Origin of the sequence: Chryseolinea sp. T2, from assembly GCF_037203685.1 — a bacterium.
Lineage (GTDB): Bacteria > Bacteroidota > Bacteroidia > Cytophagales > Cyclobacteriaceae > Chryseolinea.
This window is the reverse complement of record NZ_JBBCAU010000018.1, coordinates 1-10,909: the sequence shown is the minus strand read 5'-3', so window position 1 is coordinate 10,909 and position 10,909 is coordinate 1. Positions and strand designations below refer to the sequence as shown.

At 46.3% G+C, this 10,909-nt stretch carries 5 protein-coding genes; 2 read left to right on the top strand and 3 right to left on the bottom strand.

Features of this window, described 5'->3' with window-relative positions:
* The first annotated feature begins 365 nt into the window (after positions 1–365).
* Positions 366–4,499 (top strand): hybrid sensor histidine kinase/response regulator transcription factor, encoded by a 4,134-nt coding sequence (locus WBG78_RS30385; RefSeq protein WP_337330313.1) that lies wholly within the window; start codon positions 366–368, stop codon positions 4,497–4,499.
* A 14-nt stretch (positions 4,500–4,513) separates the two neighbouring features.
* Here the strand turns inward: WBG78_RS30385 and WBG78_RS30380 are convergent, their stop codons facing one another.
* Positions 4,514–5,224 carry a hypothetical protein gene (locus tag WBG78_RS30380; protein WP_337330312.1) on the bottom strand — a complete coding sequence of 237 codons (711 nt, stop codon included), beginning with the start codon at positions 5,222–5,224 and terminating at the stop codon, positions 4,514–4,516.
* 323 nt (positions 5,225–5,547) lie between these two features.
* Positions 5,548–9,000: an FG-GAP-like repeat-containing protein gene (locus WBG78_RS30375; RefSeq protein WP_337330311.1), complete on the bottom strand. Its 3,453-nt coding sequence runs from the start codon at positions 8,998–9,000 to the stop codon at positions 5,548–5,550.
* A gap of 182 nt (positions 9,001–9,182) precedes the next feature.
* Between WBG78_RS30375 and WBG78_RS30370 the strand changes: the two genes are divergently transcribed.
* Entirely contained in the window at positions 9,183–10,298 is a 1,116-nt protein-coding gene (locus WBG78_RS30370; RefSeq protein ID WP_337330310.1) for a hypothetical protein, read from the top strand.
* Between the two features lie 276 nt (positions 10,299–10,574).
* Here WBG78_RS30370 and WBG78_RS30365 read toward each other — a convergent pair.
* Positions 10,575–10,909, bottom strand: a 335-nt coding sequence (locus tag WBG78_RS30365; RefSeq protein ID WP_337330309.1) for a hypothetical protein, incomplete at its 5' end; no start/stop codon positions are given.

The following is a 10,909-nucleotide window of genomic DNA, read 5'->3' as shown; positions in this document are numbered from 1 at the left end:
ACAGGTTCCCCGGCAAAGGAAAAATCCTTAGCTTGTATTGTTTTCATAAGCCTGGAAGATTTATTTAAAATGATATGGTAATTCACTTTAAATATAGTCTCCAGGCTTTCCTTTTTTAAACATACAGGCTCCGGGATCGGAATACGATGTCTACAGATACGGGATCCCTCCGGGATCGGAATGGGTGAAATTCGTATGAAAATGGGGGTAGAAACGTCCGGATCGGTTGATAGCGGGTTCTGGGAAGATCAAAATCCGATATATTTGAAATGAAGTATGCCGTACGTGGTTCTATCGTAAGGCAAATGAGGGGGAGCGGCATTTTTAAATTTGATCAATTTAAATTCACTCCAAACACTGCCTGAATGAAACCGGCATGGAATAAATATTATCCTCTATTCCTTGTTATCGCGTGCTTCCAATACGTCTCACTGATCGCACAGCCTGGGATCGTTAATTTTAAACACATTTCTTATCATGATGGCCTGGTGCAAAGTCCTATTATGGGTTTGCTGCAGGACGATCAGGGCTTCATCTGGTTCGGCAACTACAAAGGCCTTACGCGGTACGATGGTTATGAATTCAAGACCTTCCAACACAATCCGACCGACCCCACGAGCCTCAGTAACGATCGCGTGAACACTGTCTTTATGGACAGTAAAAACACCATCTGGATCGGTACCTCGCATGGACTGAATCGCTTTAACCGCGGCCTCGAAACGTTTGAAACGATCGATCTCGACAATATAAAAGGTGGAACGAACTACGTTACCAGTATTGCCGAAGACAGCCAGGGGGACCTGTGGGTCGGGACGGCAGTGGGCCTTAAGAAATTGAACAAGGTCACGCAGGTTTTTGAGGATGCTTCGCTGACGGACAAGATTTCAATATTAGAGGAGTCGGTATACTCACTGTTTCTCGATAAAGAAGGGAACCTTTGGATCAGTACCAAGATTGGGCTTAATAAGTTTAATCCGCTGTCCAGAAAGATGATCGACCTGCCTGAAGTCATAAAGTCGAGCAAGTTGAGTCAGAACAGAATCGTAGTTATGCGCCAGACGCCAAATGGTGACATGTGGTTTGGTAGCGAAAAAGCCGGCGTCTTACGGTTCAACTCTGAAAGAAACGAGATTAAAACGTACACCTATAGCGAAGGTTGTTCCAACTGCATTGTGTCCGACTGGACCAGGGACATACTCGTCTATGATGACAACACCTTGTGGATCTCAACGCAGAATGGCATTAGTCAGCTGGACATCAGAAGCGATCACTTTATAACGTATCAACACGATCCCACCGACAACAATACAATCAGCGACAATCTAACGCGAAGTCTGCTGAAGGACCGCGCCTCGTGCGTGTGGGTTGGTACTTTCTCTGGTGGCATAGACTTCTTTTATCAAGGCAACTCCAACTTTACCAATATCGGTGAAGCTGTTGGTAAAAAGGGACTACTTCATCCGCTGGTCAACACATTGATTGAAGATTCAGATGGTACTCTTTGGGTGGGCACATCGGGAGGTGGATTGAGTCACATTGACAGACAGACAGATTCCTACAATCATTATGCGGTAAAATCACCGGAGAGGGGAAGAGTTGCCAATAGCGTCAAAGCGCTTGCTGCTGATAAAGAAAATATATGGATCGGCACCATTGAAGGATTGAGCGTCTTGCAAAAGTCGTCCGGGAAGATGAAACACTTTGATATCCCTGACCGTGGTCGACTAGGTGAAAAAATAATTCTCGCGATTGTGCCTGATGAAGGTGGCGCCTGGCTCGGTACGAATGGTGGAGGATTGAAATACTTTCGAAATGGCCAGACACTTCTTTCCTACTCCAACAACGGAAATGTTCAATTACTGATGGACGATTTCGTTACGGCGATGATCAGAGATTCAAGCAATTCGATGTGGGTAGGAACACAAAACGGGATTTCATTTTTTGATATTCAAAAGAAAGAATTTACGCATCATTATAGAAAAGATGTTGAACGTCCTGGTGAGATCAGTCATAATCACGTAACGACCTTTTTCCTGGATTCAAAGCAACGAATGTGGGTGGGTACAGAAAGCGGACTTAATTACTACGACAGGAAATCGAAACAATTCCATGTCGTTACCAATGTGCTTACCATTCCTGATCAATTCATTCACGCGGTTGCCGAGGATAAGGACGGGAACATCTGGTTTAGTACTGATCAGGGCATTGTAAAGCTATCGTTTAAAAAATTCAGCACCCCTTTCAAAGCGGAAGATCTGCAAGTAACACGGTACAAATTATCGGATGGCTTGTCGAGTGACCAATTTTCTAATTCATGTGGTTTGTCACTTAAAACAAAGGAACTGGTTTTTGGCGGCATGAACGGCTTATCGGTTTTTCATCCCGATAAAATACTCACGAATACCAATGCTGCCACCATTGCCCTGACGGAGATATTGATTAATAATAAAGCACTTCCGATTGGAAGCGAATCGCCCATTGCAAAATCTCCGACGTGTGTAGATGAAATGACCTTAGATTATAACCACGGTCTTGTAAGCTTCAAGTTCGCAGCGCTCAACTATATCAACCCGGCAAAGAGTCAGTATGCCATTAAACTCCTTGGTTTGAATGACAATGAAGAATGGCAGCAAATCGGGAATCAGCGGTTAGTCAACTTTACCAACCTTCCTCCCGGAGATTATCGCTTTCAGATTAAGGCATCGAATGATAATCAGATTTGGAGTGATCAAATCAGGGAAGTGAAATTAATCGTGCTACCGCCGTGGTGGCGGACGTGGTGGGCGTACATTATCTACGTGGCCATGACGATACTTGTCATATTACTTGTGATGGGGCTTTTGGAGTATCGCCGGCGTTTGCGCAATGACTTACAGATGGAACATCTTCAGAATGAACGTCAGCAAGAGTTGCATCAACTGAAGATGGATTTCTTCACTCATATCTCACATGAGATCCGCACGCCCCTTACCCTTATTCTGGGACCAGTTGAAAAGCTCGTGGATCACTATTCAGGCGAACGGTTCGCAACCAAGCAACTTCAGTTGATCCGAAGCAATGCTTTGCTGCTGATGAAACTCGTCACAGAATTGATGGACTTCAGGAAAGCCGAAGAGGGACACATGAAACTTTATGTGTCGCAGTATGATATTGTTCAGTTCTGCAAAAAGATATTTGGATATTTCGAGGGACTAGCCGTTGATAAGAATATCACCTACACGTTCCACAGCAGCGAAGAATCGTTGTTTGTGTATATCGATCCAAACCAACTTGAAAAAGTAATATTCAACCTTCTTTCGAACGCATTTAAGTTCACCCCCAACAACCGAAAGATTGCTCTCCAGGTGAAGAGTAACGATGACTGGGTTTGTATCGATGTGATTGATAATGGAAGAGGAATAAGTAAAACTGACCAGGAGCATTTATTCAAGAACTTCTTTCAAGCGGATGACCCCGGAAGGAAAAACGTGGGAAGTGGAGTGGGGCTTGCCTTTTCAAAGATTATCGTCGAACTCCACAAAGGGACCTTGTCTTTCAAGAGTGATGGATTGGCACGCGAAACGCCAGGTAACACAACATTTACCATATCACTGCGAAAAGGGACACAGCATTTTGATCAAACCCAAATTATTTCCAGATCAGCTTATGCGGATAGTAATGATGACTTATATGCTTTACCCTATCCTGCAGCTACTGATCGGGTGGAATCCAATACAACGTCGCAGCAGAAGTCAACGATACTGCTTGCAGAAGACAACGACGATGTTCGTTCATTTTTGGTCGACACGTTAGAATCAAAATACGATATCGTACAATTCACAAATGGATTGGATGCGCTCTCGTCTATGGAGCGCGAAATTCCTGATTTGATCATTAGTGATATTATGATGCCGGATATGGACGGGCTCACTTTATGTAAGTCGGTGAAATCTTCGGAGACGACAAACCATATCCCGGTTATTCTTTTAACAGCGCGGTCGTCTGTGTGGCACCAGGTGGAGGGACTGGGAGTGGGCGCAGACGCCTATATCGCGAAGCCATTCAATACGAAGATACTGGAGCTTACGATAAAGAACCTGCTGACGGCAAAGCAACTCATGCGCGAGAAGTTTTCGCATGAGCTGGTTCTTCAATCTTCCCTATCTTCTGCAACATCACATTCGCCGGAGGAGAAGTTCATCGCAAAGCTTATGTCCATCATTGAGTCGAAGATGGAAGATCCGGAATTCAGCGTTGATACCCTGGTGAGTGAAATAGGAATGAGCCGGTCTGTTCTTTACAAGAAAGTCCAAGCCTTAACGAATTATTCAGTTGCTGACCTTATTAAGGAGATGCGTTTGAAGAAGGCAGCGGAGCTATTTAAGCAGAGTACGATCTCGATAGCAGATGTGGCGTTTTCTGTTGGATTTAGTGATCGGAAATATTTCAGTAAGGAGTTTAGAAAGCAATTCAAGTTGTCGCCTACGCAGTATATTGAGGTTAATCAATCGAGGGGGTGATAGGATGATTTGGGCTATGCCCATAAGGCTATCAGTCGCATGATCACGGAGTACATTGGCAGAATCATCAGATAACTTGATAGCTTAATTCGTTTGCTGACATTGTTGCTGCGTTGCATCACAACCCATGAATAGACCATCAACCCAATAAATAGAATCCCCATTGCGGAAGAGATGTATTTGTCCCTGATCATATACGACCCGTATAAGAAGCCGACGATCAACAAGACGATAAAGTATTGATATTTTAGCCACACGGAGTTATTTGACTTATCTGTCAAAGGCATGATTTCTGCCAGCAGCATCTGCAATTCTTCTTTACGTTCGACAGATGCGGGGATTCCGATAGCATTCAGTGCACTCTTGCCCGTGATAGTAATGGACCCGTCGTTGTTTCGGGTGATGCTCTGAATGTCCTTAATGGCTATTGTAATAGGGGGAACGATGGACATCTCACGTGTGATGCTGTCATCGGCAATGGTGAGTTGATAAGATGATAGCGACTGCTTCATTCGCTGAAGTGAAAAATAATAGCTGATGGTCAGCGCAAATCCCGTAATGAGGAGTGTAAGTCCTGTGCTTAAGTCAAAGGAAGCGTCACCGGACAGGATCCTTGGCAGGACGAATAGAACCATAATAACGACTCCGGCCAGTGAGAGCAAGCGCGTGAGCAGGATCTTGTGAAGACCTTTAGCTGCATCGGGCGGCAGAATGAATTTTTTCATTTTGTGAGCAACGAGGTTAGAATTTGGTTGATGCAGGACACGATAGGCGAGAGAGGTGCCGGGGGTGTGTGCCTTGACGTAAAGATAGCAATATTAATATCGTTTGTTGATTGTAAATTCAAAGTCAGAAGATGATTGATTTTATTGTGTGCGTTGCGCGCGGGGATCGGGCGCATTTCATTTGAAGATGTTGAGGGTCGCGCGCGGAAGATCGATTTGAATTCGTGCTACATACAGAGGATCCCCTCCGGGGATCTGAATGCAATTTTGTTCGTGCGTTGCGTGCTACAGATAGAAGATCCCCTCCGGGGATCTGAATGCATTTAGCGTTTGATGATCTTCTCAGATTTGATTCTCGAATTGTTGTGATAAACAGTGATCAGATAGACGCCGGATGGCAGGGGTCTCATGTCGTAAAATGCTGTCTCAGACGACAACGGCATATCTTCAATATGCTGACCCAGCGCATTCGTGACAGAGATCCTTAATTCACCAGCGGGTAGCCCGGACGATATTGTCAGCTCGTCACTCACCGGATTCGGATAAAGTCTTATCCCCGTTGTAATTTCATCCGCGATGCCAACCACTGCGGAGGTTGAAAATTGCTTTCCTTCGCTAAAATCCGACGAGGCAAACCCCTTGTCAATCGACTGAACAGACCAGGTATATGATCCTGATTTAAGATTCTTCAACGTTACTGAATTCATGGAAGCATTTCCAGGTGTAACGAGCATCAGTTGACCGCCGCCGGTCGTATAGCTATTGACTAACAGTAAGCCATTGTTGTCGACTACACGCAAGTTGTATGTGAGTCCCGTGGAGGGAGTTTCAGCGTCTTCCGATCGGTTCCACGACAGGGTCACCGATCCATCGGCATTGTCGACAGTTTTAAGGCCGGTCGGGATAGAGGGTTTGTGATTTGGACGGCCCCAGCTCTCGGCGTACGTATTTCTATATACTGCGGAAACCTGCGTAACATAGTCACGCTGGCCTGACAGCACATAGTCGAGATCACCATCACGATCAATGTCGCCGATCGCTGCCTTTCCAAACTGTCTGCTCAGCAATAAGTAATCAATATTTGTTTCAATGAACCGCGTGCCGTCGTTGCGGTAAACCCGAGTGCGCGCGCTAAATCCGCCGAAAGGGTCTCCATAGGCAAACACGTCCAGGTCGCCGTCGTTGTCATAATCGCCCCATTCAACATTTACATCGTAGGTAAGTTGTGTCAACTCTGCCTTTTGGGCGAACGTCTTATTCTTTTCATTGTGATAAATACGGGTAATGGCAAACCCATTTCCGCCGGCGTTCTGGCCTGCCACGACGATGTCAGGGTATCCGTCGTTGTCATAATCGCCCCACGCCATGTCTCCCGTAAAGTTCAGGAACTCGTTGTTTGTTCCTTCCAGCGCGACAAACTCAACAGGTGTGAAAGTCTTATCCGAGTTGTTCTCAAAAATAACGAGCGTGTTTTTCATGTCGGACTTTTTCCTGTTAGCGAGAATGTCGAGGTCGCCATCGAGATCGTAATCTGCCCAGGCCTGCGTGCTTTTGATATGTCCGGAAAGTTGAATATTGACGTTGCGCGTGAATTTCCCCAGACCATCGTTGTCGTAGATGTGAATGTACGAGTCGGCCTGCACTAACAGGTCTTCGTCACCATCGTTATCATAGTCGCCTGTAGAAATGCCAGCCTGAGCTTTAACGGTTGTCGGTAGCGCCATCGCGGGCACTTTGGTAAATGCGGACCCACTATTGTTAGCGTATAGGGTAATCGTTGGATCAAACACTTCAGTACCATATAACAGCAGATCCAAATAACCGTTATTGTCGTAATCGATCCAGCGTCCACCCGCAATTGTCTGTTCAATCTGAATGCCCGAGTCCTCGAATCCGACGCCGTTAAACCGAAGCAACTTAGTTTTCCTGGTTAGGTGATCAGATACCACCAGGTCGAGATCACCATCGCGGTCGTAGTCGCCAAGTAAGTGTATTGTGATCGATGTGTTATCCGGCAGCCAATCTGTTTCCACAAAGGCGCGCGGGAACGTGGTGACCGGCAGTGATTCGGTCGCAAATTCGTCGGGATAGGCGCAGTTGCTGGCGACGACACGATAGATGTATGTTTGGTCGTGATACACGGCGATGGTATCACGATAGCTGGTAACATTGGCCGATACGGTATCGATAGCGTAAAAATACTGAAGATCACCTACCAACTTTTTGAAGATTATGAATTCATCCTCATTATCGCTGACGTCTGTCCATTGAAGGTCAACCCCCTGATCGGAAAATGCCTTAGCAGTGACATTTTGAGGGGCCACAGGAGCAGACCGCTCAATGGTGAAGCTTCGCTCTGAAGAGAAGGCCGAGCCCTTATAGCTGGCATCCAATGTTTGAACTTTCCAGTAATACTTTCCAGCCTTCAGACAGCTCAAAGTGTATGAAAGGTTGTTCCAGGCATTTCCGACGTTGTATAACTGACGGGTACCGTTGCTGAGAGCATGCGCGGGTACCACGATGGATCCGTCTTCACTTCTGACGGAAATATTATAGGTCAAACCGTTCAGAGGAGTCTTGTCATCACTTCCTGCTTGCCAGGAGAATTCTACGGATGATCCCGAGACGATTTCAGCAGCGGATGCTGGTGGGAGAGGAGCGGCATTTACTGAGGCGGAATTATTCATGAACGCGCCTGCCAGTGATAAGATGTCGAGGTCACCATCGTTATCAAAGTCGGCAACGCGCGCGTGTGCCCGTTCCGTTGAGGGAATCACTTCCGTATGTTTTGCAAAGGTGCCGTTTCCCTGATTCAGGTAGATAGCAGTCTCAAAATTCATCCAGGTAGAGGTCATTGCGCCACCGATGATGACATCATACAGTCCGTCGTTGTTGATGTCACCAAAGGCAGTGGATTCACCCCATGGAAAAGACTGTCCCGAATCGACGAAGTTTCCGTTGTCGTTCCTGAAGATCCGCGTGACGTTGCCCCCAACGTATTCAAGTGACTGAAACAACAAGTCGAAATCACCATCTGAATCGTAGTCAGCAACGACGCAACCTTGTGTCTGTACGCGATCAAAACTTAGGGTCGTGGAAATGGTTAAGGCAGGATAGTGACGTTCGAAGAATTTCGTACTGTATACCGATCCGGAGCCAGGCTGGCCGTCCGTGCGAATGATTTCCAGTTCACCATCATGGTCAAGGTCCCACCAGTTTGCATACCAGGTACCGTTGGCGGGAAAGTAGGGACCGTAGTCAACGATCTTATTGCCTCTGTTCAGCAACACGCCGTTGGACCCAGATGACAGGACATCCAGGTCGCCGTCTCCTTCGAAATCTCCGAGAAACAAGTCGCCGCGATAGGCGCCTTCCAGCAGCAGCGCTTCTGCCGAGGGCGCCAGCGCGGTTCCGTTGTTCAATAACAGGTGATGTGATGGCGTAGTGTGTCCTTCATAATTGCGGCCGGCATGCAGAATATCGATGAATCCGTTTCTGTCGATGTCACCTGCATCGATGGAATAACTGCCTGAGTTAAATCCGTATTGAGGGTAGTCGGTCCTCGTGAAGGTGCCGTTCTGATATGTATAAACGGACAGATTTTGGATACCCGAAACAATTCCATCAGGGTCTCCGTCATTGTCGAGGTCGGCTACGATGAGCTTGCCCTGGATGTGGTCGAAGCTGGTGCCCGTGGAGATTTGTGTAAAGGTTTGGGCGTGTGCGGTGGTGATGCCCATGGCTGTAAGGGCCATGATGGCGAGGAGTTTGTGCATCTGGGGGAATAACGGTTTTGTGTAAGGTACGAAAAGTTGGGGATAGCGGGAAGTGTGGGCGGGGGATGGATTCGGTTAACTATCGGGAATTTCGACCTTGAATTCGCCGTCCGTTTGTTGACGGAAGGAATCGGGAAGTTTTAAAATAGTATGTTAGCCAAACATTCGAACAAAAAGTTACGATGTACCTCCGTCCGTTTAAGAATGAATATCGAGAGCACGATTTTAAGTTGATTGCTGATACCATTGGAAAATACTTCGCCGTCAACAAAGCAAGACGGCCAACCTCCAAAACAATTGCTAAGTCGCCCGGCTTCAAACGGATCGACAAGATCGTCGATAAGGAGTTTGTTAATCAAAAAGCCTACCGGGAAAAATGGGGTAAACTGACATCCCATCTTGAGCAGGTATTTAAAACGTCAGTCTATGGTCGCCCGGATTTGCCAGGGGGAGGATTTTTTGGTGAGGTAATCATAGAAGTGGATAAGAAGCCTGACTTCATCAGGCAAAAGAGCCTGAAGTTCTACGTGAGCATACTTGGACCATTCTTCGCGATACACGGCGTTGACAGTTCAACAGCATTGTTAGAGATGGAAACTCTTCCCGCGCAAAACTTCAAGGCGTATTTTGACGCGATTCACGCAGTTACGATCTCTCCGGTTTTCGAGTATCAGGAACTATTCAGGAAGCTTGAAGATGAACTCAGATCATTCTTCCCAGGATATCGCTTTGTTCCCTATACAATAGGGATGTCGACGATCAAAAACATTTCCGTTGTGGTTGAATTCCGTGAACGTAGACCCATCGACACAATATATGAAGGTCTCTTTGGAACCGGTGCAGTTTACGATTGCAGAGAACGTGGTGACAGATACTATGGGATGAAAGATTGGGTAAAGCCGCTCAATAAGCGTGAGAAGTCACTGATTGATGTGGTTTCCAAACACATTGCTGATGCGGAAGATGAGACTACGATACATAAAGTCTGGAAGCTTCAGGAATGGAAGCGATTGGAAGGTTTTGAGACAGTTATCATGCTTGGAGGGATGGACGACTTTGATGTCGTCGATTTAACCGATAAGTCAAATTGCATCGTGATTTCCAATGAACGCGGAGCGCCATGGGGAGGAAAGTATAAAATCAGGAATGAAGTGATTGACTTTGGTACAAATGTTATGCTTCGGATTGTTGAGGTTTCAAAGAGCACACTTACACTCATTTTGGTTTTCAGTAAGAAACGCGGCGGCCGTGGGGATGACCAAGTAGAATTAAGGTTTGCGCCGTTGAAGAATAGTTAAGGTCGAAGCAGAATGCAATGTTTTCGAACACCTTGTATTCGGCTAACGCATTCTATAGCGATTGAGCTTATCTTTCCTTGACACTTAAAGAATTATGGATATTAGCCAATTTTCAATTGTATTGATCCGTAGGTAATCTTCCGCCTTTCACAATGACATTGCATTAGGTCCCGGAGGATGTATGTTTAAAAGGGGCTCTCTCCAACTTCAAATGTTACGAATTCGTGTTGCCTCTTCGGTATTGAAAAGGATATCATTTCTCCGCGGAGGAATTAATCACAGCACGCAACGCACGAATCGATCGATTGGATTGTGTGCGTTGCGCGCCGTTATTTGTTTGTGTTTCATCGATAGTGCGTGCGCGGCGCGCGGGAGATCGAATTGAATTGGTGCTACAGACAGAGGATCCCCTCCGGGGATCTGAATGCAATTTTGTTTGTGTGCGTTGCGCGCGGGGATCGGGTGCATGTCATTGAAGATGTTGAGGGTCGCGCGCGGGAGATCGATTGAAATTTGTGCTACAGACAGAGGATCCCCTTCTATGTTAAAAAACAACTTCCTTAGAGAGTATATTTTCTTTTTTGGCAGTTTAAAGGGTTGCAACTTTAAGT

Excerpts from the sequence above, each read along its gene's own strand:
- WBG78_RS30380 (WP_337330312.1), bottom strand. The coding sequence starts at position 5,224 with ATGAAAAAATTCATTCTGCCGCCCGATGCAGCTAAAGGTCTTCACAAG.
- WBG78_RS30375 (WP_337330311.1), bottom strand. The coding sequence starts at position 9,000 with ATGCACAAACTCCTCGCCATCATGGCCCTTACAGCCATGGGCATCACC.
- WBG78_RS30385 (WP_337330313.1), top strand. The coding sequence starts at position 366 with ATGAAACCGGCATGGAATAAATATTATCCTCTATTCCTTGTTATCGCG.
- WBG78_RS30370 (WP_337330310.1), top strand. The coding sequence starts at position 9,183 with ATGTACCTCCGTCCGTTTAAGAATGAATATCGAGAGCACGATTTTAAG.